This window comes from Microbacterium sp. Leaf159 (assembly GCF_001423615.1).
GTDB lineage: Bacteria > Actinomycetota > Actinomycetes > Actinomycetales > Microbacteriaceae > Microbacterium.
Genome location: NZ_LMOU01000001.1, coordinates 895,322 through 917,573 on the forward strand (window position 1 = coordinate 895,322; position 22,252 = coordinate 917,573).

Here is a 22,252-nt window from a genome sequence, read left to right on the forward strand (position 1 = left end):
TTCCTCCCCTGTCTCCACGGTCGCCGCGGTCAAGGCTCGCGCCCGCCGTCAGCTCGTCTGCGCGCCGGGTGCCGGCTCCGCGTCGATCTCGATCTCGAGCTCGGTCTCGAGTCCAGGCTCACCTTCAGGTTCAGGTTCAGGTTCAGGTGCTGTTTCGGTTTCGACCTCTGTCGGTCGTCGCACCAGCTCGACGACAAGGACGAGCCCGAGGAGCGCGAGGACGAGCCCGATGATGATGCCGAACGAGACGGGTCGGTTGACGATCAGGATCAGCACGGCCAGGAGCATCCCCGTGACGAGGATCGGCCCGCGGAACCTGTCGACACCGGCGCCGAATCGTCCGGTCGAGAGGCCACGTCGATCCCCCGCACGCCTGATCGAGGCGAAGCCGCTCTCGGCCGCCCCACGGAGCTTGCGCGCGATCGGGCTCGATCCGGCGATCCATGCCCAGGCGGCGACCACGACTCCGACGAGCGCGAGAGCGGCGATCGTCGAACTCAGCAGCGAGGTGAGCATGTCGAACATCGACTCCGCCGCAGCAGCCGTCATGATCGACGGGCTCACGGCGCCGATGAAGAATCCGCGACCGATTCCGAGACCGGCGGAGAAGAGGAGGAAGACGAGCGCGAACCCGAGGCTCGTCCAGAGCACCGCGCGCGGCCGGTCGCGCGCCAGCAGCACGCCGACGACGAGGAGCCCGAGCACGATCCACGGGAGCCAGAATCCTGAGCTCACCGCCACCTGGTAGACGGTCCTCACCAGCACCAGCGCGTCGGCCTGCGCGATCGGGATGGATCTGTCGATCTCGGGGATGAGATCCGCGAACCCGACGCCCCGCTCCGCGAGTTCGGCCTTCACCCGAGCGATCACGACTCCGAGGTCCACCGACAGCACACCGTCGTCGGCGAGCTGCAGCGCGGTGTCCGGACTGTTCTGCATGATCGCGACAGCCCTCTCGTGCGTGAACCGGAGCGACTCCGCCCAGATCGTCGCGAACTGGTCGGAGGCTACGAGATCGTGCACGACACCGTCGACGAGCCCGACCAGCCCGCTGGCCGCCGGCACCTCGAGCAGGGTCAGGGCGGACTCCGCGCGCGGTGGCAGGTCGAGTTCGCGCAGCCCGTCGAAGACGTCGCCGACGACCGCGGTGAGGTCGACCTGCTCGTGGATCGCTGCGCTGACCTGGTCGGCGACGAACTCCTGCACGTCCGGGTCCTGTGCCAGCGGAGCGAAGGTCGCGACGAACTGATCGGCGTCCACCAGCTGAAGCCGCGCCCACGTGCCCATCGCCGCGATCGGCGAGATCAGCACCGCGAGCACCAGCACGATGCCCGCGACGACGGATCTGCCTCGCGGCCTCCTCCTCGGCGCACGAAGGCTGGTGTTCTCCTGCTCGAGAGCGCGGACCCGGGCCCTCAGATCGTCCAGTTCGGTCATGTGCCGTCCTCCTCGTTCATCGACGCCGCCGACGGCGCATCAGGATCGCCGTCATGATGCCGACGACCACCATCAGGATGGCCAGAGCGAGCAACGCGAATCCGCCGATCATCACCCAGTCCATGTCCGCACCCTTCTCCCGTCCTCGCCACCGCAGCTCACGAGAACGCGGCGATCCCCTTGCCGATGATCGTGACCCCGAGCACCAGCAGCAGCACCGTCATGATGACGGCGTTCTCGGCCTGCAGCCAGTCCCGGAGCCGGCCGAGCGGCTCGCGCAGCGCTGCGGACGCCAGGAGGAACCCGACGACCGGAATCAGCACGGTCGACGCCGCCAGCACGGTGAAGCAGACGATCACGATCGTCACCTCGCCTCCGGACAGGCCGAGCGCACCGAGCGTCATGCCGGCGCTGGCTCCGAGGAGCAGATTCTTCGGGTTCGCGCCCGAGAGCAGCAGCCCGAGTCCGAGCGTCGCGACGAAGGACATCCCGTCGATCTGCTGCATCCACTTCGGCATCTCAGGCATCACGTCACCCTGCGGACGCCCGCGCCACTGCTTCACCGCCATCAGCACGAGCAGCACGCCGAGCACGATCTGCACGACTCCGAGAACGGGCTTCGACGTGTCGTCGGACGCCTCGGGAAGAACCGAGGACAGCAGCGTGAAGACGGTGGCGACGATGGCGATCCCCGCGATCCAGCCGACCAGGAAGCCGACGCTCGTCGTGCGGGCGCGCGGCGACATCAGCATCAGGATGCCCGCGATGATGGGCAGAGGGCTGATCGCGATGCCGAGCGCGAGCGGCAGCAGCTGTCCGATGGCCTGGCCCATGAGAGTCTCCTTCGCCCGCGGGCTAGCTCAGCAGCTTCTGCTTGGCGGCGGCGAACTCCTCCTCCGACAACACCCCGGAGTCCTTCAGCGAGGCCAGCTGCTGAAGCTTCGAGATCATGTCGTCGGCGCTCGTCGACGCGGCGGCCGGTGCGGCCGGCGCGACAGGGGCGGCATACTGCGCCGCCGCGTTCTGCGCGGCCGCGTCGATCTGCGCCTGCTGCTGCGCGGCGGCGTACTGCTCCTGCTCGTACTGGCCCTGCGCGCGCTGCTCACGGTTGCGCATCGCGGCGCCCTGCACTGCGGTCGCGGTTCCTGCGACGACCGCGGTTCTGGCGGCGAGGCCGATCAACCCGGGGCGGCCGAATCTTCTGAATGGCATGTCATTCACCTTCCTGGTCGAGGATGTCCATCATGGCGTTCACGACGGGTGCCGGAACGCGCTCGCTGCGCAGCACCTGACCGCCGGCGGCCGCCAGCTTCTGCGCGAGTTCTCGGGCGAACGAGAGCTCGAGGACGACGATGGCGGCAGACTGCCCCGGCGGGACCAGCGCGGCCAACGCGTCGACGTCCTCCTCCCCCGCGATCCCGGAGGCTATCGGGGTGATGTCGCCGAGGCTCAGGGGTCCGCCGTCCGTGTCGAGTTCGAGGATCTCGATGTCCCCCTGCTCGGACTTGGTGAGGACGACGAAGTCGAGGAGACGCACGACCCCGCTGCTGATGAGATCGGTGAGAGCTCGAAAGGTGGCCGGATCCGGCCTGTCCCCCTCGAAACCGACCAGATAGAACTCCGCCGGTCCGAAACGGAAGTCATTCATGAAGCTGCCCTTTCTCTGGGTGGGACGATGTTGACGATGTACTGCGCGCCTGGTCCTGCAGTGATGAGACGGCCGCCCTGTTGGTGTCGAACACCTGCTGGCCCGTCAGTATCCCGAGCCGCTCGAGACGCGGTCGAGCGCTCGAGCGCAGGCGGCTGAATGCGAGTGAGACGCCGTGATCGTCGAGCCAGTCGACGAGACCTTCGAAGGACTCCGCAGCAGTGACGTCGGCGTCGGTCACCGCTTCGAGGTCGATGACGACGTGATGCACGACATCTGCGCCCGGTGCGGTGACCGCGGCGCGGATCGCCTGCGCGAAGACGTCGCCGTTCGCGAAGAAGAGCGGAGCCGCCATGCGCACGACGACGATCCCCGGTGCCGTCATCGACCCGGCTGCCCCCTCTTCGAGCAGAGAGTCCCCGGGCTCGCCGTCGTCTGCCAGGACGTCGATGGCGGGATTCGCCGCACGCTTCGCGAGATTGATCAGCGCGAGCACGAAGGCGACGACGATGCCGGGGATCGATCCGACGAAGAGGGTCACGAGGAAGCACACGGCCCCGACCGCGAACTCGAATCTGTCGAGTCTCCACAGCGAGACGAGCTCGCGGAACCCCAGGAGCGGCAGGATCGCCACTCCGACGATGGCGCCGATGGCGGGAGACGGGATGTCCTCGAGAAGCCCGGTGCCGAAGAGCAGCAGGAGGAGTGTCCCGACGGCCAGGACGAGAGAAGGCAACTGGGTGCGAGAGCCCGCCTGGTCCATCGCCGCCGTCCGGCTGGTCGACGATCCGACGGCGAAGCTCCCTTGCGCCCCCGCCGCGATGTTCGCGACCCCGAACGCCATCAGGTCGCGGTTCGGGGAGGTGCGGTAGTGGCGCTTCTCGCCGTATGACCGCGACACGAGCAGCCCTTCGGCGGTGGTCACGAGCGTCAGCGCTATCGCCGAGGGGACAAGGAGAAGCCAGGTCTGCCAGTCGATCACGGGCCAGGTGAACGACGGCGGACCGGCGGGCACCTCCCCGAGCACCGCGACGCCCTTGTCGCCGAGGCCGGCGATCACGACCACGACGGTCGCCACGACCAGCACGACCAGCGCCCACGGCACCATGCGAAGGAACCTCTTGCCGAGAAGCAGCACCGCCACAGATGCCGCGGCGATCAGCACCGACCAGCCGTTCGCCGAGCCGAGCCCGCCGAGAAGGTCACCCACCTTCTCGACGAACTCACCCCCCGAATCGATCTTCACGCCGAGCATCTTGGCGATCTGCGACACCAGGATGTCTAGCGCGAGTCCCCCGACGAACCCGATCAGGATCGGCTTGGACAGGAAGTTCGCGAGGAAGCCGAGTTTGAAGACCGCGAGCAGGATGAACATCACGCCGCAGATGATCGCCTGAGCGAGCGCGAGCACGGCGTAGTCCGCTGATCCTGCGACCGCGAGCCCGCCGATCGACGATGCGACGAGCGCGGCGGCCGCGGCATCCGGCGAAGCGACCAGCTGGCGCGACGACACCACGAGCGCGTAGATGACGGTGGGGACGACGAGCGCGTAGAGGCCTGCGGTCGCCGGAAGCCCGGCGATCTGCGCGTAGCCGATGTTGAGCGGGATGGCGATCGCGAGCAGCGTCACGCCGGCGAGCAGCTCGCGCACGATGTTCGCACGCGTCAGTCCTGCCAGCGGTCGCTGCACCTGGTCACCTCCGTACCGTCGTCCCGTGCCGTCGCCACGGGTGCGGGCGATGTGCGACTCATGCTCGCACCGGTGCGCAGGACGGCGATCGGTGCGCTCACCCCAACGGGGTGACCGCAGCACAGAGCGGCGTCGCGAAGGGCTCCGAGAGAGGCTCGCCCGCTCTGGGTGAGGTGGCGGTACAGCGGGCGGTGGGCGCTGTCAGGATCTCGGTACGCATTACCTCAACGAAAGGAGTCGATGATGTCGATCTGGGACAGCTTCTGGGCCATCATCTGGTGGTTCTTCTGGGCATTCGTGTTCATCTCGTACCTCATGGTGCTCTTCAACATCGTCGCCGACCTCTTCCGCGACCACTCGGTCAACGGCTGGGTCAAGGCGATCTGGATCATCTTCCTGATCTTCGTGCCGTTCCTCACGGCGCTGGTCTACCTCATCGCCCGCGGCAAGGGGATGGCCGAGCGGGGTGCCTCCGCGTATCAGGAGCAGCGGCACGCAGCCGACTCGTACATCCGCAGCGTGGCGTCGCACAGCCCGAGTGATGAGATCGACAAGGCGTCGAAGCTCCTCGCCGCGGGGACCATCACGAACGAGGAGTTCGCGTCCATCAAGGCCCGAGCCCTCAGCTGATGACATGGGCGAGATGGTCGGTGTGACGCGAGCTCTCGGCGACGTCGAGTTCTTCGTCGTGAGACTCGACTCCGACCATCTCCGCCCGAGTGTTCTCGAGGCGCTGCTGAGGCAGGTGGAGGCCGGCACCGTGCGCGTTCTCGACGTGCTGCTCATCCGGCGCCCGACGCCGCACGAGTTCGGTCTCATCGAGGTGGACTCCGACGAGTTCACCCTCGCCGGACTCGAGCTCCATGCTCGGGGCTTGGTCGCCGAAGACGACGTGAGACATTTCGCCGCCGTGCTCCCTGTGGCCTCGTCCGCCCTGCTCATCCTGGTGGAGCCGACCTGGGCCGAGCAGTTCTCCGCCGAGCTGACATTCAACGGCGACACCGTCCTCGCAACGCAGTTCATCCCTGCCGCGGTGGCGAACGCGGTGCTCGGATCCACGCACGACCTCCGCTGAGGCTGCGCCTCAGACCGTGGTCTGCACCGCCTCGCGACGCGAAGAGACGCCCAGCTTGCGGTAGATCGACCGCTGATGCGTCTTCACCGTGTTGATGGACAGGTTCAGGACCGCTGCGATCTCCGGAAGGGTGCGCGCGGTCTGGAGCTGCTGGTAGACATCCCGCTCCCGATCCGACAGGGCGCCGACACGCGAACCGGACACCTCGGCGACGAGGCACCGAGCGATGAAGTCCTCGAACTGGCTGCCGAAGTGCACGTGCTCGTGGAGCAGCTTGCGCACTGCGGATTCGCGCGGACCGAACGGCAGCCGGATGTCCTCCGCCGACGCGACGGCGAGCGCAGCCTCGCAGAGCTCGTGTGCCCCGTCGTGATAGCCCGCGTGACGCCGCAGGACTGCTGCGGTGATCAAGGTCGACACCTTCACGTACGAGACCTCCGAGAACGTGCGGAGGCTCCGGAGCATCTCGAGAGCGGTGGCGTACTCCCCCGCCCTGCGGAACACACCGGCGAGCGCCACGCACACGACCGGGAGGTCGGGGCACTGCACATACTTGCTCGCGATCCGCAGCGCCCGATCCTGGCGACCGACGGCCTCTTCCAGAAGTCCGATCGAGGATTCGCGGAACACCGGCCAGGCGATCCCGTGCACGATCTCGAGCGGGATGTCCTGAATCCCTATCGCCGCACGGCGGCAGGCAGCGGCGTCTCCGGTCTCCGCGGTGGCGTAGGCGATCATCATCCGCGCGATGCTCGTGAACGACCGATCCGCACCGCCGTTCGAGAGCAGGGCGCCGAAGTCGTCGATCGCTTCGTCGACGTCGCCGGACCAGTAGGAGACATACCCGGCGGCCGCATCTGCGCTACCGCCGGCATACGTGTTCCAGGACAGCCGCACACCTTCCATCCGCCCGACGGCCGCGAGCGACGCGCGCGCAGCGGCGAACTGTCCCGCCCACGTCTGCCCGAAGGCCAGATGGCCCAGAGAGCGCTTCGCGAGCTCGTCGTCTCCCGAGTTCTGCGCCTCCCTGGCAGCCGCCGCGAAGTACTCGACCGGCAGGGAGGGATCGGTGCGGTGGCGGATCTCGGTCCAGCCCATCAGGTAGTTGATCGCGGCACGATCGCTGAGGGCCGTCGCATCCTCGCTCAGGAGCATCTCGCGCACATCGGCGCTCGCCTGAGCGAGCTGATCGCGATCGTCGGCGATGAACAGGTGCGCCAGTTGCAGAACGGCAGGGCGCCGAGTGGGGCCGGCTGCGTCGATCAGGCCGACCGCCCGGTGGAAGAGCTCTCGTGCGACGTGTCGGTCGCCGAGCACATCGCTCGCACAGGCACGGATGAGGAGCACTTCGGCATCGTCGGGTGCGTGGCGCAGCATCTCGGTCGCGGTGCGTTCGACCTCTGCGGCCGCCGACCCGACGACGAGTCCCACCCAATGGTCGAGAAGCGTCTGACGCGCGCGCTCGGTGTCCTCCGCTCTGAGCGAGTGGGTGATCGCGGAGATGGGATCGGTGTCGTCGAGATGCGCTGCGGCCCGGCGATGACAGGCCGCAGCGCGGGCGGGGTCGGTCTGCAGTATCTCGGCACATTGCTTCGCGAATGCCGCGTGCCACCGATACACCGGACAATGCGGACCTTCGAACTTGTCCAGGAACAGCCCGAGCCGCACGCAGGTCTCGAGCAGCTCAGCCGCGCGAGGATCCTGGGTCACGGCAGCTGCGAGGTCGCCGGTGAGTTCGCCGCAGACACTCGCATCGAGGACGAAACGCGAGATGTCTGCCGGCAGCACCTCGAGAACGTGCTCTCGCACATAGTCCCCGAGGAAGGCCGAGGCGATCGCCGCATCCGAGTCGGGGCGCGCGCCCCCGATCAGCATCAGGCGCACGGCGATGGGCCACCCCCGCGTCTCCTCGAGGATCGACTCGGGAGCGAGATCGACCGGCTCCCTCGCATGAAGGGTCCTGACCTCGGACCCGGTGAAGCTCAGGACGTCGGCGCCCACGAACGATCCCGGGTTCATCAATCGCTGTCTGGACGAGGTCACCTCGAGGAGAGTCGTTCCGACGAGCACGATCCTCAGCTGATCGGGCGCCTGCTCCGCGAGGAGCCCCAGCAACCCGCTCCGCCAGTCCTCTCCCGCCCGATGCGCGTCATCGACGATCAGATGGATCGTGCTGTCGATGTCGGCGAACACGCGGCAGATCTCCTGATACGCCCGGCCCGGATCCTCCAGATCGCGCGGGAAGAGCAGTGGACCCCCGGCTCGTTCGGAGGCGACATTGAGAGCATCGACGACGCCCTGCGCGAGCCTGCTCGGATCGGAGTCGTAGGCGTTCAGCGCGAGCCAGGCGACCTCATCCTCGGACTTCGCCCATTCTGCGGCAGCCATCGTCTTGCCGAAGCCGCTCGGCGCGCTGATCACAGTGAGCGGGCTGCTCGCGACCGCGGCATCGATCGCTGTCGTGACTCGCTCCCGGGAGATGATGCCCGGTGGCCGCGAGGGAGCTCTGAACCGTACTTCTGGCCCGGATTTCGTCAAGCGGGGGAGGCTGACCATGCGTTCAACGTACTGATATATCGGGGTGGGAACAAGGACTCATGCGTGTGCATCCACCACTGCCCCCTGAGGAGCAGAAGGCGCCGCTCTGTCCGTCGCGACGGCATCGCGCGCGAGAGCATCCGCGGTGCGGATGAACAGGATGATCCAGGTGAAGACCAGCGTTCCCGCCACGAGCTCCACCGCCGTGAGCGTGTAGTAGCCGACGGCGAACAGCACCGCGAGAGCGACGATGACGAGGATGAACACGAATCCGAGCATGAGGAACGTGCGCGACACTCCGGGAATCCACAGCCGCAGCATGAACACGAGGATGCCGAAGGCCACGACCATGCCTGAAGCGACGCCCGTGTGCAGGGCGAAGAACTCATCGACCGGGAACACCCCGACGAGGCCGAGGAAAATCCCGACGATGACGAGGCTCGTCCGCACTCCCGTCACGCCGCGCGGGTTCGGGGTCGGAATCCCCCGCGTCGCGGTGCGCGCGAGCGTGGTCACGAGGATGCCTGCCACGATCAGCGTGAGATTGAAGGTTCGCGCCGAGAGGTCGTTCGTCATGCCGAGGGCGCTCAGGTTGTCCTTCCACCACAGCGGGTCGCTGGCGGTCAGCATGCTCGTGACCACTCCGAACACCAGGAAGACGGCCAGCACGAGCGCGAGCAGCTGCAGATCCATGTGGGTCGCGGAGAAGTACACGACGTAGGCCGTGACTCCTGCAGTGGCGGCCGACAGCAGCAGCACGGGGATCGGGAAGACCACCGCGCCCTCGAACCCCTGCTCCATGATCGTGGCGACCAACGTCCAACCGAGCAGGGCGATCACGGCGTGCGCGAAGGCGACGGCAGCGAGGTCGAGGATCACGAGCACCCGCGCCTGTCTCGGTGCGGTGCGGTCGGAGGCGACGACGTACCCCAGCACGAAGACGACGATCGCCGTCGCGGCCGACGCTATGGCCGCGAACTGTCCGACCGACCCGCTCCCGGCGATCGGTGCCGACCGCAGGCCGAAGACGGGCAACGCGACGAGGCCGGTGACGATGAACGCGACGATCGAGATCTGCAGGCCGATCGCCTCGCGGGCGCGCTCCCGCGGCTCGGTGCTCGATCGTGCGACGTCGAGGAGATCCTGAGGTGCCGGATTCGTCATCATCCACACAGTGTCGACCCGATGCGGTCGCCCCGCGACGGAGCCTTCATCCCATCAGGGCGAGGCGGGAGGGACGCACGCGGATCACCCGCCGCGGGTGATCCGCACACGCGCGAGCGATGGATGCGGACCACCCTGGGAGACATGCGAGCGAGGCCGAGTGCGTCAACGGTGTGGAGGATGCCGTCGTGAGCCTCGACGATCTGTTCCCCTCCGGCATCACGACCTGGCAGATCGCGCTGGCGATCCTGTCAGTCGTCGTCGGCTGGGTCACGTCCCACTTCGCGCGGGGGGCCGTACTCAAGCTCGCCGCGCGCACTCCCGGCATCTCGGATTCGGTCGCACAGCTCGCCGCGCGCGTCACGCAGTACACCCTGCTGCTCGTGGGAATCGGCATCGGGCTCGCCTTCCTCGGCGCGAACGTGCAGCCGCTGCTCGCCATGACGGCGATCGCGGTCGTCGTGCTCATCCTCGTGCTGCGGGGAGTCGCCGACAACTTCGCCGCGGGCGTCCTGATCCAGTCGCGGCAGTCGGTGAAGATCGGCGAGCAGATCTGCGTCGAGGGACCCGACGGCGCGATCCGCGGGGTCGTCAGAGAGCTCACCGGCCGCACCGTCATCATCACGACGGCGGACGGCAGGACGGCGCACGTTCCGAATGCTCTGCTGCTCACGGGCGTGCTGCTCAACGAATCGCGCCACGGCGCGCGACGGAGCACCCTCGAGATCCGCGCGGCCCGCGCTGAGGGTCGCGAGTTGCAGAGCCTGATCGAGGTCGTCCTCGACGCTGCGGCCGAGATCGACGGAGTCCATCGCAACGAGCACGCGCAGGTCCTTGTGACATCCGTCTCGCCGACACGATGGATCCTCTCCCTGCAGTTGTGGCACCATCCCCTGCACGCTGCGACGGTCGTCTCGGATGCGGTGCAGCAGGTGGCCGCAGCGCTGGAGGCGGCCGGCATCACCGCTGTCGTGGTCGCTGATCGAGGCGAGAACCCCCTCGTCGTCGCCGAGCAGATCTGACTCGCGGCACCTCACCCTCACCAGGTGAGCACGACCTACCGTTGCCCCAGACCGGCGTGCACGATCGACATGATCACCATCGACAGCATCACCATCGACAGCGACGGGAGTCAGACATGCAACACGTGACAGCTCGATCAATTCGACAAGACGGTGCACCGCCGGTGACGAACGACAGCTCGCGCCCCGTCGATCAGGGAGGTCTCTGATGCCTGGCGGAAAGCCCAACATCCTCGTGATCTGGGGCGATGACATCGGCATCTCGAATCTGAGCTGCTACAGCGACGGCCTGATGGGCTACCACACCCCGAACATCGATCGCATCGCCGAAGAGGGCATGCGCTTCACCGACTCGTACGGCGAGCAGAGCTGCACCGCCGGCCGTGCGTCGTTCATCACCGGACAGAGCGTCTTCCGCACGGGGCTGAGCAAGGTCGGCATGGCCGGTGCCGACATCGGACTCCGCGCCGAGGACGTCACGATCGCCGAGGTGCTGAAGCCCCACGGGTACGCCACCGGGCAGTTCGGCAAGAACCATCTGGGCGACAAGAACGAGTTCCTGCCCACCGTGCACGGCTTCGACGAGTTCTTCGGAAACCTCTACCACCTGAACGCGGAGGAGGAACCAGAGGCGGCGAACTGGCCGTCGCCCGAGGAGTTCCCCGGGTTCAACGACCGCGCCCGACCCCGCGGCGTGCTGCACAGCTGGGCGACCGACGAGTACGACGACACCGTCGACGGCCGCTACGGACCCCGCGGCAAGCAGCGCATCGAGGACACAGGGCCACTCACGCGCAAGCGCATGGAGACGATCGACGAGGTCTTCGCCGAGGCCGCCCAGGACTTCATCGGGCGCGCGGTGGCGGACGACACTCCGTTCTTCGCCTGGGTCAACACGACCCACATGCACTTCCGCACGCACCCCAAGCCCGAGAGCATCGGTCAGGCGGGGCGCTGGCAGTCGGAGTATCACGACACGATGATCGACCACGACAAGGTCGTCGGCAGCCTGCTCGACCAGCTCGACGAGCTCGGCATCGCCGACGACACGATCGTCATCTACTCGACCGACAACGGCCCCCACATGAACACCTGGCCCGACGGCGGCATGACACCGTTCCGCAGCGAGAAGAACACGAACTGGGAAGGTGCGTTCCGCATCCCCGAGATGATCCGCTGGCCAGGACACATCGAGGCCGGAAGCATCTCGAACGAGATCGTTCAGCACCACGACTGGCTGCCGACCTTCCTCGCGGCGGTCGGCGACACGACGACGGTCGATGAGCTGAAGAAGGGGAAGGAGATCGGCGACGTCACGTACAAGGTGCACATCGACGGCTACAACCTGCTCCCCTACCTGACCGGGGAGGTCGACAAGAGCCCCCGCAAGGGCCTCATCTACTTCTCGGACGACGGCGATGTGCTCGCGCTGCGCTTCGACAACTGGAAGGTCGTCTTCATGGAGCAGCGGGTGCAGGGCACTCTCCAGGTGTGGATGGAGCCGTTCGTGCCGCTGCGCGTGCCGAAGCTGTTCAACCTGCGCACCGATCCCTACGAACGGGCGGACCAGACGTCGAACACCTACTTCGACTGGCTGTTCGAGAACGACTTCCTGATACTCGCCGCGACGAGCCTGGTGTCGCAGTTCCTCGAGACCTTCGAGGAGTTCCCCCCTCGCCAGAAGGCCGCGACGTTCAGCATCGATCAGGCGGTCGCGAAGCTCGAGGCGTTCCTCGCCGGGGGCGATTGACCTGATCACGAACATCTCGATACTCCCCGCCGTCGATGGCCTCGTGCGGATCGACGGCGGGGAGTTCACCATGGGCTCCGACCACCACTACCCAGAGGAGGCGCCGGCGCACCGTGTGCGCGTGAGCGGCTTCTGGATCAGTCCCGCCGCGGTCACGAACCGGGAGTACGCGGCCTTCGTGCGCGCCACCGGCTATCGCACGGTGGCCGAGCGGCCTCTCGACCCGGCGGACTTCCCCGGCGCTCCGGTGGAGAACCTGCAGCCGGGCTCGATGGTCTTCACCGGCACGCCTGGTCCCGTGGATCTGCGCCATCTGAGTCAATGGTGGGCGTGGACCCCCGGGGCGAACTGGCGACGCCCGTTCGGACCCGGCTCGTCGATCGGCGACGCGGCCGAGCATCCCGTCGTGCACATCGCCTACGAGGATGCTCAGGCCTACGCCGACTGGGCGAGACTGCGCCTGCCCACGGAGGCGGAATGGGAGTTCGCGGCACGGGGCGGTCTCGACGGGGCCGCGTACACCTGGGGCGAGGAACCGGAGTCTGCGGGTGACCGGCGCGCGAACTACTGGCACGGCGACTTCCCCTGGCGTGCCATCCGCGGCTACGGCTCGACCGCCCCCGTGCGCTCGTTCGAGCCCAACGGATACGGCCTGTTCGACATGGCGGGCAACGTGTGGGAATGGACGTCCGACTGGTACCACGACTACGACGGCGAGGGCGGATGCTGCGCTCCGTCGAACCCCCGCGGGGGAAGCCGTGAGGAGAGCGTCGAGCCGTCGGGTCATTTCGATGTCCCGCGCAAGACCGTGAAGGGCGGTTCTTTCCTCTGCGCGGACAGTTACTGCCGTCGTTACCGGCCGGCGGCCAGACGCGGGCAGATGATCGACACCGGTATGAGCCACATCGGGTTCAGAGTGGCTCGCAGCTGACAGCAGAAGATGATGAGGAGACGTGCGAATGAGTACACCCCTGGCTTCATGGCGTGAGAGCGCCAGCCGAGATGCGATCGTCGAGTTCGTCGAGGCGGTCACCACCGGACCCGGTGCCGTGCCCCAGGAGGAGCGCATCGGGGTCTTCGACAACGACGGCACGCTGTGGACCGAGAAGCCCATGCCGACCCAGCTGCACTACATCGTCGAGCAGTGGGCCGCGGCCGGTCGCGAAGACCCGACTCTCGCTGCGCAACAGCCCTACAAGGCCGCCGTCGACGGGGACTATGCCTGGTTGGGCGGCGCGATCGACAAGCACTACGCCGGGGACGACTCGGATCTGCACACCCTGATCGGAGCTCTCGTACGGACCACGATCGGTCTGAGCGTCGACGACTACCAGGCGGCCGTCGCCGCCTTCTACCGCGACGCCAGACATCTGACCCTCGCCCGCGCCTACACGACGGTCTCGTATCAGCCCATGGTGGAGCTGCTCCGATATCTCGAATCGCACGGTTTCACCTGCTACATCGTCTCGGGCGGTGACCGGGACTTCATGCGCCCCATGACGGTCGACACCTACGGCATCCCTCCCGAGCGCGTGATCGGCTCAGCGGTCGGGCTCCGCTATGACAGCGACAGCAACGACGTGCGCTACGGCGAGAACTTCGACTTCTTCGACGACGGACCGCAGAAGCCGATCCGCATCTGGACGAGGATCGGCCGTCGCCCTCTGCTCGCCGCCGGCAACTCCAACGGGGATGTGCCGATGCTGCGATTCGTGCAGAAGCATCCGCGATCCCTCAGCCTGCTCGTGCACCACGATGACGACTCCGGACGCGGCGACGCCCCCTACGACAAGGGCGCCGAGGACGCACTGGCTCAGGTCGAATCATCCGGCTTCACCCGTGTGAGCGTGAAAGACGACTGGGAGACGGTCTTCGCTCCGCAGTCGTGACATGCACCGCAGAGAGGGACCCCGCCCACCCGGGCGGGGTCCCTCTCTGTCAGACGGATTCGAACGGCCTCAGCCGATGGCTGCGCGGAGCTCGGCTGCGGCGGCGCCGACATCCGGCGCACTGTAGATCGCGCTTCCGGCGACGGCGATCTGCGCGCCCGACTTCTGCACCGAGCCGATGCTGGCGGCGTTCACGCCGCCAGCGACCGAGAACGGCACTCCCGAAGCCTCTCCGTTACGCAGCAGCGTGTCGAAGGTGAAGCCCTCCTCGGCCTGCTCGTCGAGACCCGCGTGCATCTCGACGAACTCGGCGCCCAGTTCGACGACCTCCTTCGCCCGCGCGGGCTTGTCCTTCACTCCGATGAGGTCGACGACGATCCCCTTGCCATGCTTCTTCGCTGCTTTGACGGCACCCGCGATCGTGCTGTCGCCCGCGGTACCGAGAACGGTCACGAGGTCTGCACCGGCGGTGAAGGCGATGTCGGCCTCGAGCTCGCCGGCATCCATGGTCTTGAGGTCGGCGAAGACGATCTTGTCGGGGTGGGCCTGCTTGATCGCGGTGACTGCGCTGAGGCCAGCGCTCTTGATCAGCGGGGTGCCGAGCTCGAGGATGTCGACGTGCGGAGCAGCCGCCTCGGCGAGCGCGAGCGCGGCCTCCGTCGTGAGCGTGTCCATTGCGAATTGCAGCTTCATCATGTTCCTTTCATTACTGCGGTCATGCACTAGTGGCTGCGGTGGACCGGTCACGGCAGTGACCCGGTCGTCGCGGTCATTCGAGGTTCGAGTGACGAGGCCAGAGGGCGTCGGCGTCCTGGCCGCTCCGCGCCCAGAGAGCGTGGAACAGCGCATCGCCGATCAGCACGACGGCCTGTTCGAAGAGGCTGCCTGCGTACTGGGCCGAGGCCGCACCTGAGCGATCGAGCTTGCCCGCCGCCGGCACGACGATCGTCGCCGACCCCGAGAGCGAGGCGAGCGGCGAGGACCCGTCGGTGGTGATCGTCGCGACCTCGGCGCCGACCCCCACAGCGGTCTCCGCTGCACGTACGATGCCCGAGGTCGTTCCCGAACCGCTCGCGACGAGAAGGAGATCGCCCCGCGAGATCGCCGGTGTCGTCGTCTCCCCCACCACATGGACGTCGAGCCCCAGGTGCATCAGCCGCATCGCGGTCATCCGGAGTGCGAGACCGGAGCGTCCCGCACCGAGCACGAAGACCCGAGGCGCGTCGGCCACCAGATCGGCCACGCGTCCGAGGGAGACAGGGTCGGTGCGGATCACCGATCCGAGCACGGTGCTGACCTCATTCGACACGAGCCCCAGGGAATGCCCGAGGCCGACCTCCATCACGTCCATTCCTCCATCGTGCGCCCGTGATGCCGCTGCCGCCCCCGCCCGATCGCATGGTTCCGCCTACCCGAAAGGATGGGTGGGGCATGATGGGTAGGTGACCACCATCGACGCGACTCCGACGATCGACTCCCCCGCCCTCCGACGCGCGCAGCAGGAGGGCGCTCGGGCGCTCTCGGAGCTCGGCGATCGACATGCCGTGACCCTGGAATCGCTGCTCGCGATCCTGCGCTCCGATCGACTCGATGACCGGGCGGCACGGAACCTCGCGATCGAGGCCGCCGCGAGTGCACTGGTGCAGCTGCGCGTCGCGAGCGATCAGCACCTGGATGCCGTCCTGGAACCGGTGGTCGGCGCCTTCGCACGGCTTCAGTCGGACCTCCGCCCTCTGGAGCGGTTCGGCGACCTCGACCTCCAGTTCGTCGAGCCGCCCACGACCGGACGCGCGCTGCCGAGCGAGGTCGCACACGCGGCGCGGGCGATCGTCCGCAACTCGGTCCTCGCGATCGTCGACGACGGCACAGCCCGTCGGGTGCGCATCCAGTGGGACTGCGACGGCCTGAACCTGCTGATCGGGATCAGGGACGACGGGCGCGGTGAGCTCTCGGTGCGCGACGATGCGCTTCGCCCGGCTGCCGAGAGCGTCGTCGCGTTGAACGGAGATCTGGCCGTGTCGTCCACCGAAGGGTGGGGCTCCGCGATCGACATCCGCCTCCCCCTCGACCCACCCGCAGCCCCCGAGCCCCTCGGCGATGTCTCAGAGCTGTCCGCCCGAGAACGCGAGGTCCTCCGCCTCGTCGTGGGCGGCTCACGCAACAGGGAGATCGCGACGATGCTCGGGATCAGCGACAACACGGTCAAGTTCCACGTGTCGAATCTGCTGCGCAAGACCGGATGCCGCACTCGCGGAGAGCTGGCGTCACTCGCCCGCTGATGCCTCGGGGACGGCGTCGGACGCCGTCTCATCGTCTTCATCGGAGCGCGAGCGGGTCGTCGATCCGAGAGAGATCGTCGAGAGCAGACCCAGCGTCAGGAAGCCGGCTGCCGTCCACGCGGCGAAGCGCGTGCCGTCGGAGAAGGCGGCCTTGGCATCGTCCGCGATGGCTGCGGTCTCGGGGTTCGCCTCGAGTCCGCCGATCGCCGCACCGGCGCTGTCGACGACCGATGACACGACCTGGTCGCGCTGATCGGCCGAGAGCCCTCTGTCATCGAGCGAGGAGGCGAGGATCCCCGCGGTGCTCGTGAACAGCACGGTGCCGAGCACGGCGACTCCGAGCGCCGCCCCGAGCTGCCGGGAGGTCGACTGGGTTCCGGATGCCGCGCCGCTGTCGGCGACCGGCACATCGGCGAGCACGACACCGGTGAGCTGGGCCGTCGCGAGACCCACGCCGAGTCCGTAGACGAACAGGAACGGAATCAGAGGCACCCACGAGGCATCCGGAGCGATGACGAAGCCGACACCCGCGACGCCGATGATCTCGGCGATCAGCCCGGCACGCACGACCCACACCGGTGCGACCTTGCCGCTCGCCGCCCCGGCGGCGCCACTGGCGACGAACGACCCGCCGGCCAGCGCCAGCAGCAGCAGGCCCGTCTGCAGCGCATCGAACCCCAGCACGAACTGCAGCCACAGCGGCAGCGCGAGGATGATGCCGAACTCGCCGAGCGAGACCACGGTCGCCGCGATGTTGCCGTTGCGGAACGAGGGGATGGAGAACAGCTTGAGCGCCAGCAGAGTGGACTTCCCGCGGCGCTCACGGTGCACACCCCAGGCGATGAAGGCGATCAGCGCCACGACTGCGAGCGCGAAGGCGAACGGGATCGGCGAGAGGTCGAACGGCCACTTCCAGTCGCCGATCTGCGGACGCTGATCCACGAGCCACCACCCGTACGTGCGCCCCTCGATCAACCCGAACACGAGGCTTCCCATGGTGACGACCGACAGGATCGCCCCGACCACGTCGATGCGGGAGGTGCGATCGCTGCGCGATTCGGCGACGGTGAGAAGCACGCCGACGACGATGATGATCCCGAGAGGGATGTTGATGCCGAAGGCCCATCGCCACGAGAAGGCGGTCGTCAGCCATCCGCCGAGCAACGGTCCGACGGCGGCCATGCCGCCGATCGTCGAGCCCCACACCGCGAAGGCGATGCCGCGTTCGCGCCCGCGGAACGTGGCGTTGATGATCGACAGGGTCGTCGGCAGGATCATCGCTCCACCCACGCCCTGCGCCAGGCGGGCGAGGATCAGCATCCCGCCGTCGGGGGCGAGTGCCGCGAGCACGGACGACGCCGCGAAGACCGCCACGCCGATGAGCATCACCCGGCGACGGCCGAATCGATCGGCGAGGCTGCCGAACACCAGAAGCAGCGCGGCGAAGACCAGCGTGTAGGCCTCCTGCACCCACTGGACCTCGGTCGAGGTGATGCCCAGGTCGTCGACGATGGCGGGGATCGCGACGTTCACGATCGTCGAGTCGACGATGATCAGCGAGACCGCGATGCTGATGAAGACCAGGCCCACCCACCGCAGCCGAAAGTATCGTTCCATGACTACTAGCTTAGCTAGCAATTGGAGCACAGGCGAGAATAGTCCGAAATCCCGCGGAAAACTGGGTTCCGCTCATCTCTGAGCGAAAGACGACCACCTCGCCTGGGCGCCGCCAACCGATATTTCGCTCCCGGCCGAATTAATCCAATCCGCATCGCGGGATGCCTCCGAACCGCGAGTATGACGCTTACCCCCTCCGCGCCATCGCTCCTGCTGTCTCGCCTCGTCACGGCGGTGCGAGAAGCGATCCCCCAGCTCGCCACCTTCGGCGGGGTGGGACTCATCGCCTTCGTCGTCGACGTCGGCGGATACAACCTGCTCAGGGCCACTGTGATGCCTGACCACGTCATCTGGGCCAAGGTGATCTCCGTCACAGTGGCGACCGGCGTCGCCTGGCTGGGTCATCGCTATGTCACCTTCCGCACCACCCGGCGTCCGGCGGTCGCCAAAGAGCTCCTGCTGTTCCTTCTCGCGAACGGCGGCGGGCTGCTGATCGCCTCCGCATGCCTCTTCGTCTCGCACTACCTGCTCGGATTCACCTCCGCTCTCGCCGACAACATCTCCGGCAACGTCATCGGGCTCGTCCTCGGCACCCTCTTCCGCTACTTCACGTACCGGTTCCTGGTCTTCCGCACTCCACAGGAGGCAACATCGTGACCGTCCTCTCGTCACTCATCCCTCGTCGTCTCGAGAGCGATCCCGCTCCCGAGCCGCTTCTGACGCCCTCCCCCGATCAGGCGCCGGCGCCCCAGGGCGTGCCCAACCGCGAGGTCCTCGACCCAGGACTCATCGACGCATCGCAGAACGCGGCCGGTGTCGACTGGGCCTCTGTCGTCGGCTACTCCGGGCTGATCCTGGTGGCTCTCGCGCTGACGATCATCGCGGTGACCACCCTCTGGTGGATGCTCTACGCCTGGCGCTCCAAGAGCACCTACGACAGCACGGCCTTCTCGAAGGAACCGCACGCCCCCCAGCACACGTTCACGCTCCTGGTGCCCGGCCGGCACGAGGAGGAGGTCATGGGGCAGACGCTCGACGCCCTGGCGGCCCAGACGCACCCCGACGTGCAGATCATCGCGATCGTCGGGGACGACGATCCGGGCACGACCGCCGTGGTGCGTGCGGCGGCCGCACGGCATCCCGATCGCATCGAGGTCGTCGTCGACGACAGCGTGCCCAAGAACAAGCCCAAGGCCTTGAACAGAGCGCTCCCCTACGCCGCCGGTTCGATCGTCGGCGTGTTCGACGCCGAGGACGAAGTGCACCCCGAGCTGCTGCGTCACATCGACTCGCGGTTCACCGAGACCGGCGCGACGGTCGTGCAGGGCGGCGTGCAGCTGATGAACTTCCGCAGCAGCTGGTGGTCGCTGCGCAACGTTCTCGAGTACTACTTCTGGTTCCGATCCCGCCTGCACTTCCACGCGGGGGCGAAGTTCATCCCGCTCGGCGGCAACACCGTGTTCGTCAAGCGCGACGCGCTCGAGTACAACCACGGATGGGATGCCGAGTGCCTCGCCGAGGATTGCGAACTCGGCGTGCGCCTGTCGAGCCAGGGCGAGAAGGTCGTCGTGGCCTACAGCCCCGAGTACGTCACCCGTGAAGAGACCCCCGGCACCCTGAAGTCGTTCTACAAGCAGCGCACGCGCTGGAACCAAGGGTTCCTCCAGGTGCTGCGCAAGGGCGAATGGCGGACCCTCCCCACTCGCGGACAACGTCTCTTCGCCCGTTACATGCTCGCGATGCCGTTCCTGCAAGCGGCGACGGGCCTGCTGATCCCGCTGTCGGTGTTCCTCATCCTCGTGGTGAAGGTCCCCACGATCGTGGCGCTGCTGACGTTCATCCCCCTCGCACCGACGATCGTCACGGTCGCGGTCGAGATCGCGGGTCTCGGAGAATTCGGCAGGCTGTACGGCCAGAAGGTGCGCGTCATCGACTACATCCGTCTGGTTCTCGGCACCATCCCGTTCCAGGTACTCCTGGCAGGCGCCGCCATCCGCGCCGTCTTCCGCGAGCTGCGCGGCGAGCGCGGGTGGGAGAAGACGGAGCACACCGGCGCCCATCGCGAAGAGGAGTCGACGCCTACGGGCGCAGCCTCCGCACGGATCCGCGAGGAGGTGGCAGCGTGAGCACCACACTCGAGAAGCCCGTGCAGGCCGATCCGACCGATGGGGCCATGCCGTCGGCAGAGGAAGACGGAGCCGGCCGCGGCTGGGGAGGTGTCCGTCGCCTGGGCGACTGGATGCGCACCCATGCCCGTGACCTTTTCTGGCTCATCCCCGTGCTGGTCGTGAGCGCCGTCGTCAACTTCCTGAACGTGGGCGGAGCGCCGCAGCGCATCGACGATGAGGGCACCTATACGGCGCAGGCGTGGGCGGTCACGCACCTCGGCGAGCTCGCCCACTACACGTACTGGTACGACCACCCGCCGCTCGGCTGGTTGCAGATCGCCGGCTACACGCAACTCACCGGCGCGTTCGAGCGTTGGGACATCGCAGTGCTCGCGGGGCGAGAGGCAGTGCTGGTCGCCGCTCTCATCTCGGTGGCGCTGCTCTGGGCACTCGCCCGTCGGCTCGGCATGTCCCGGGGCGCGGCTGCGGCCACCGGCATCCTGTTCGCCCTGTCACCGCTGGCCGTGCAGTTCCACCGCACCGTCTACCTCGACAACGTCGCGGTGCCGTGGCTGCTGCTCGCGTTCTTCCTCGCGACCAATCGACGCGGCCAGCTCGCGGCGTTCGCCGGCTCCGCTGTGGCGTTCGGCGTCTCGGTGCTGACCAAGGAGACCTTCCTGCTCGCCCTGCCGTTCCTGATCTGGGTGATGGTGCGGTCGGCACGCAAAGAGACCCGTCGTTACACCCTCTCGGTCGCCGCGAGCATCCTCGTCCTGATCGGCGGCAGCTATCTGCTGCTCGCCGCGGTCAAGGGAGAGCTGTTCAGCGGCCCCGAACGGGTGAGCCTCATCGAGGGCATCACCTTCCAGCTCGGCTCGCGCGAAGGCAGCGGATCGATCACGGACCCGGACTCGCTGATCAACCGCACGCTGGGCATGTGGTGGCAGCTGGATCCCGTGTTCATCGTGCTCAGTCTGCTCGCGGCGGCAGCCGCGCTCCTCCTTCCCCGCCTCCGCCCCTACGCGGTTCTGGTGCTGGCCATGACGCTGTTCATGTTCCGCCCTGGCGGATATCTGCCCGTGCCGTACGTCATCATGCTGATCCCGTTCGGTGCCCTCCTGATCGCCGGAGTCGTCGACCACGCCATCGCCCGACTCCGTCGTAGGGGCGCGAGCCGCAGACCGCTGGCGATCGGTGCGGTCGCGGTGGCCGCGATCGGCGCGATCGTCGCCGTACCGCTGTGGACGACCCAGCTGCGCGGATTCGTGCTCGCCGACCTGGACGCGCCGCTGCGCGGCGCGCAGGAGTGGCTCATGGAGAACGCGTCAACGGATCAGCGCGTGATCGTCGACGACGCGATGTGGGTCGACCTCGTGAAGGCCGGCTGGGATCGGGACAACGTGATCTGGTACTACAAGCTCGACACCGATCCCGCCGTGCAGGCCGACTCGCCGAACGGGTGGCGGGACGCCGACTACGTCATCACCACAGATTCGATGCGCACGTTCCCCGGCGCGTTCCCGCAGGTGCAGGAGGCGATCGACAACTCCGTCGTCGTCGCCACGTTCGGTGAGGGCACGCAGGCGGTGGAGGTGCGACGAGTCACGATCGACGGCTCAGCGCAGGCCGCTGTGTCGCTCGAGGCGGCAGCGGAGAACCGGGCCGCCCTCGGTTCGGAGCTCGCCACCAATCCGGAGGTGCAGCTGAGCACCGCAGACCGGGATCGACTGACCGCCGGGCAGGTCGACGAACGGATCATCGCCGTTCTCGCCACGCTGGCGGGCGCGGGATCTGTCAGCGTGACGGGGTTCCCCATCGTGGCAGGTGAAGACGGCGGCACGTTCCGTCAGCTCGCACTGTCGGCGATCGCGGGCTCTCCCACCGTCGTCGACGGAAGGCTCAGCGCCGACGCGGAGGCGCTCGTCGACTCGCTCACCGGGGTCTATGCACCGGCGTCCGTCGAGATCGACGGCGATGACGTCGTCCTCCGCTACCCCGTCTCGGTACAGCCCACGCTGCCCTGAGTCACGAATCC

20 protein-coding genes are annotated in these 22,252 nt (G+C 67.6%); 10 read left to right on the forward strand and 10 right to left on the reverse strand.

Annotated features, from left to right (window positions below):
- Window positions 1-48: 48 nt before the first annotated feature.
- From ASF80_RS04370 to ASF80_RS04390, 5 genes are all read right to left on the reverse strand, one after another.
- Window positions 49-1,437, reverse strand: a complete 1,389-nt coding sequence (locus ASF80_RS04370; RefSeq protein ID WP_235559877.1) for a hypothetical protein — start codon at window positions 1,435-1,437, stop codon at window positions 49-51.
- A 158-nt stretch (window positions 1,438-1,595) separates the two neighbouring features.
- Window positions 1,596-2,270 carry a GAP family protein gene (locus tag ASF80_RS04375; RefSeq protein WP_056308311.1) on the reverse strand — a complete coding sequence of 225 codons (675 nt, stop codon included), beginning with the start codon at window positions 2,268-2,270 and terminating at the stop codon, window positions 1,596-1,598.
- Between the two features lie 22 nt (window positions 2,271-2,292).
- Window positions 2,293-2,649, reverse strand: a complete 357-nt coding sequence (locus ASF80_RS04380) for an SHOCT domain-containing protein (RefSeq protein ID WP_056308312.1) — start codon at window positions 2,647-2,649, stop codon at window positions 2,293-2,295.
- Window position 2,650: 1 nt separating this feature from the next.
- The gene (locus tag ASF80_RS04385; protein WP_056308314.1) at window positions 2,651-3,085 is read right to left on the reverse strand and encodes a DUF6325 family protein; all 435 of its coding nucleotides are present in this window, start codon (window positions 3,083-3,085) and stop codon (window positions 2,651-2,653) included.
- A complete protein-coding gene (locus ASF80_RS04390) occupies window positions 3,078-4,775 on the reverse strand; it encodes a SulP family inorganic anion transporter (RefSeq protein WP_056308316.1) in 1,698 nt (565 codons plus the stop codon). Before ASF80_RS04390 ends, ASF80_RS04385 begins: the two co-directional genes overlap by 8 nt.
- Window positions 4,776-5,018: 243 nt before the next feature.
- Here ASF80_RS04390 and ASF80_RS04395 point away from each other — a divergent pair, with 243 nt between their 5' ends.
- Together ASF80_RS04395 and ASF80_RS04400 are read left to right on the forward strand one after the other, a co-directional pair.
- Window positions 5,019-5,405, forward strand: a complete 387-nt coding sequence (locus tag ASF80_RS04395; RefSeq protein ID WP_056308319.1) for a PLDc N-terminal domain-containing protein — start codon at window positions 5,019-5,021, stop codon at window positions 5,403-5,405.
- 4 nt (window positions 5,406-5,409) lie between these two features.
- A complete protein-coding gene (locus tag ASF80_RS04400; protein ID WP_056308320.1) occupies window positions 5,410-5,850 on the forward strand; it encodes a DUF6325 family protein in 441 nt (146 codons plus the stop codon).
- A 9-nt stretch (window positions 5,851-5,859) separates the two neighbouring features.
- Here ASF80_RS04400 and ASF80_RS04405 read toward each other — a convergent pair whose 3' ends face one another.
- Window positions 5,860-8,271: a LuxR C-terminal-related transcriptional regulator gene (locus ASF80_RS04405; RefSeq protein WP_414845662.1), complete on the reverse strand. Its 2,412-nt coding sequence runs from the start codon at window positions 8,269-8,271 to the stop codon at window positions 5,860-5,862.
- Window positions 8,272-8,445: 174 nt separating this feature from the next.
- Window positions 8,446-9,555, reverse strand: a complete 1,110-nt coding sequence (locus ASF80_RS04410; RefSeq protein WP_157520975.1) for a DUF998 domain-containing protein — start codon at window positions 9,553-9,555, stop codon at window positions 8,446-8,448.
- 185 nt (window positions 9,556-9,740) lie between these two features.
- Between ASF80_RS04410 and ASF80_RS04415 the strand changes: the two genes are divergently transcribed.
- The 4 genes from ASF80_RS04415 to ASF80_RS04430 all read left to right on the forward strand — a co-directional run bounded on the left by ASF80_RS04415 (window position 9,741) and on the right by ASF80_RS04430 (window position 14,213).
- Entirely contained in the window at window positions 9,741-10,574 is an 834-nt protein-coding gene (locus ASF80_RS04415; RefSeq protein WP_162239112.1) for a mechanosensitive ion channel family protein, read from the forward strand.
- 208 nt (window positions 10,575-10,782) lie between these two features.
- Window positions 10,783-12,324 carry an arylsulfatase gene (locus ASF80_RS04420; RefSeq protein WP_056308326.1) on the forward strand — a complete coding sequence of 514 codons (1,542 nt, stop codon included), beginning with the start codon at window positions 10,783-10,785 and terminating at the stop codon, window positions 12,322-12,324.
- Window positions 12,325-12,367: 43 nt separating this feature from the next.
- On the forward strand, window positions 12,368-13,255 hold the full coding sequence (locus ASF80_RS04425) for a formylglycine-generating enzyme family protein (protein ID WP_268776009.1): 888 nt from the start codon (window positions 12,368-12,370) through the stop codon (window positions 13,253-13,255).
- A 28-nt stretch (window positions 13,256-13,283) separates the two neighbouring features.
- Window positions 13,284-14,213, forward strand: coding sequence for an HAD family hydrolase (locus ASF80_RS04430; RefSeq protein WP_056308328.1), 930 nt, complete (start codon window positions 13,284-13,286; stop codon window positions 14,211-14,213).
- Window positions 14,214-14,282: 69 nt separating this feature from the next.
- Here ASF80_RS04430 and hxlA read toward each other — a convergent pair whose 3' ends face one another.
- Both hxlA and hxlB read right to left on the reverse strand, forming a co-directional pair.
- Complete coding sequence (gene hxlA, locus ASF80_RS04435; RefSeq protein ID WP_056311754.1) at window positions 14,283-14,906, reverse strand: 3-hexulose-6-phosphate synthase; 624 nt, start codon at window positions 14,904-14,906, stop codon at window positions 14,283-14,285.
- Window positions 14,907-14,982: 76 nt separating this feature from the next.
- Complete coding sequence (gene hxlB / locus ASF80_RS04440) at window positions 14,983-15,564, reverse strand: 6-phospho-3-hexuloisomerase (RefSeq protein ID WP_056308330.1); 582 nt, start codon at window positions 15,562-15,564, stop codon at window positions 14,983-14,985.
- A 91-nt stretch (window positions 15,565-15,655) separates the two neighbouring features.
- Between hxlB and ASF80_RS04445 the strand changes: the two genes are divergently transcribed.
- Window positions 15,656-16,492, forward strand: coding sequence for a helix-turn-helix transcriptional regulator (locus ASF80_RS04445; protein ID WP_082488182.1), 837 nt, complete (start codon window positions 15,656-15,658; stop codon window positions 16,490-16,492).
- On the opposite strand, the gene ASF80_RS04450 is transcribed toward ASF80_RS04445, so the two are convergent.
- On the reverse strand, window positions 16,478-18,109 hold the full coding sequence (locus ASF80_RS04450; RefSeq protein WP_056308333.1) for a DHA2 family efflux MFS transporter permease subunit: 1,632 nt from the start codon (window positions 18,107-18,109) through the stop codon (window positions 16,478-16,480). The two genes, ASF80_RS04445 and ASF80_RS04450, sit on opposite strands and share 15 nt — an antisense overlap.
- Before the next feature lie 180 nt (window positions 18,110-18,289).
- On the opposite strand from ASF80_RS04450, the gene ASF80_RS04455 reads away from it, so the two are divergent.
- Genes ASF80_RS04455 through ASF80_RS04465 form a run of 3 tightly spaced genes read left to right on the forward strand, consistent with a single transcriptional unit; the run spans window position 18,290 to window position 22,241 of the window.
- Complete coding sequence (locus tag ASF80_RS04455; RefSeq protein ID WP_082488183.1) at window positions 18,290-18,766, forward strand: GtrA family protein; 477 nt, start codon at window positions 18,290-18,292, stop codon at window positions 18,764-18,766.
- Window positions 18,763-20,235: a glycosyltransferase gene (locus tag ASF80_RS04460; RefSeq protein WP_235559879.1), complete on the forward strand. Its 1,473-nt coding sequence runs from the start codon at window positions 18,763-18,765 to the stop codon at window positions 20,233-20,235. The genes ASF80_RS04455 and ASF80_RS04460 overlap by 4 nt, the downstream gene beginning before the upstream one ends.
- The gene (locus ASF80_RS04465; RefSeq protein WP_056308334.1) at window positions 20,232-22,241 is read left to right on the forward strand and encodes a glycosyltransferase family 39 protein; all 2,010 of its coding nucleotides are present in this window, start codon (window positions 20,232-20,234) and stop codon (window positions 22,239-22,241) included. The genes ASF80_RS04460 and ASF80_RS04465 overlap by 4 nt, the downstream gene beginning before the upstream one ends.
- The last annotated feature ends 11 nt before the right edge of the window (window positions 22,242-22,252 follow it).

Bases quoted from the DNA above. Each gene is read 5' to 3' on its own strand.
- ASF80_RS04370 (WP_235559877.1), bottom strand. From the start codon at position 1,437: ATGACCGAACTGGACGATCTGAGGGCCCGGGTCCGCGCTCTCGAGCAG.
- ASF80_RS04375 (WP_056308311.1), bottom strand. From the start codon at position 2,270: ATGGGCCAGGCCATCGGACAGCTGCTGCCGCTCGCGCTCGGCATCGCG.
- ASF80_RS04380 (WP_056308312.1), bottom strand. From the start codon at position 2,649: ATGCCATTCAGAAGATTCGGCCGCCCCGGGTTGATCGGCCTCGCCGCC.
- ASF80_RS04385 (WP_056308314.1), bottom strand. From the start codon at position 3,085: ATGAATGACTTCCGTTTCGGACCGGCGGAGTTCTATCTGGTCGGTTTC.
- ASF80_RS04395 (WP_056308319.1), top strand. From the start codon at position 5,019: ATGTCGATCTGGGACAGCTTCTGGGCCATCATCTGGTGGTTCTTCTGG.
- ASF80_RS04400 (WP_056308320.1), top strand. From the start codon at position 5,410: ATGGGCGAGATGGTCGGTGTGACGCGAGCTCTCGGCGACGTCGAGTTC.
- ASF80_RS04410 (WP_157520975.1), bottom strand. From the start codon at position 9,555: ATGATGACGAATCCGGCACCTCAGGATCTCCTCGACGTCGCACGATCG.
- ASF80_RS04420 (WP_056308326.1), top strand. From the start codon at position 10,783: ATGCCTGGCGGAAAGCCCAACATCCTCGTGATCTGGGGCGATGACATC.
- ASF80_RS04430 (WP_056308328.1), top strand. From the start codon at position 13,284: ATGAGTACACCCCTGGCTTCATGGCGTGAGAGCGCCAGCCGAGATGCG.
- hxlA (WP_056311754.1), bottom strand. From the start codon at position 14,906: ATGAAGCTGCAATTCGCAATGGACACGCTCACGACGGAGGCCGCGCTC.
- hxlB (WP_056308330.1), bottom strand. From the start codon at position 15,564: ATGGACGTGATGGAGGTCGGCCTCGGGCATTCCCTGGGGCTCGTGTCG.
- ASF80_RS04450 (WP_056308333.1), bottom strand. From the start codon at position 18,109: ATGGAACGATACTTTCGGCTGCGGTGGGTGGGCCTGGTCTTCATCAGC.
- ASF80_RS04455 (WP_082488183.1), top strand. From the start codon at position 18,290: ATGACGCTTACCCCCTCCGCGCCATCGCTCCTGCTGTCTCGCCTCGTC.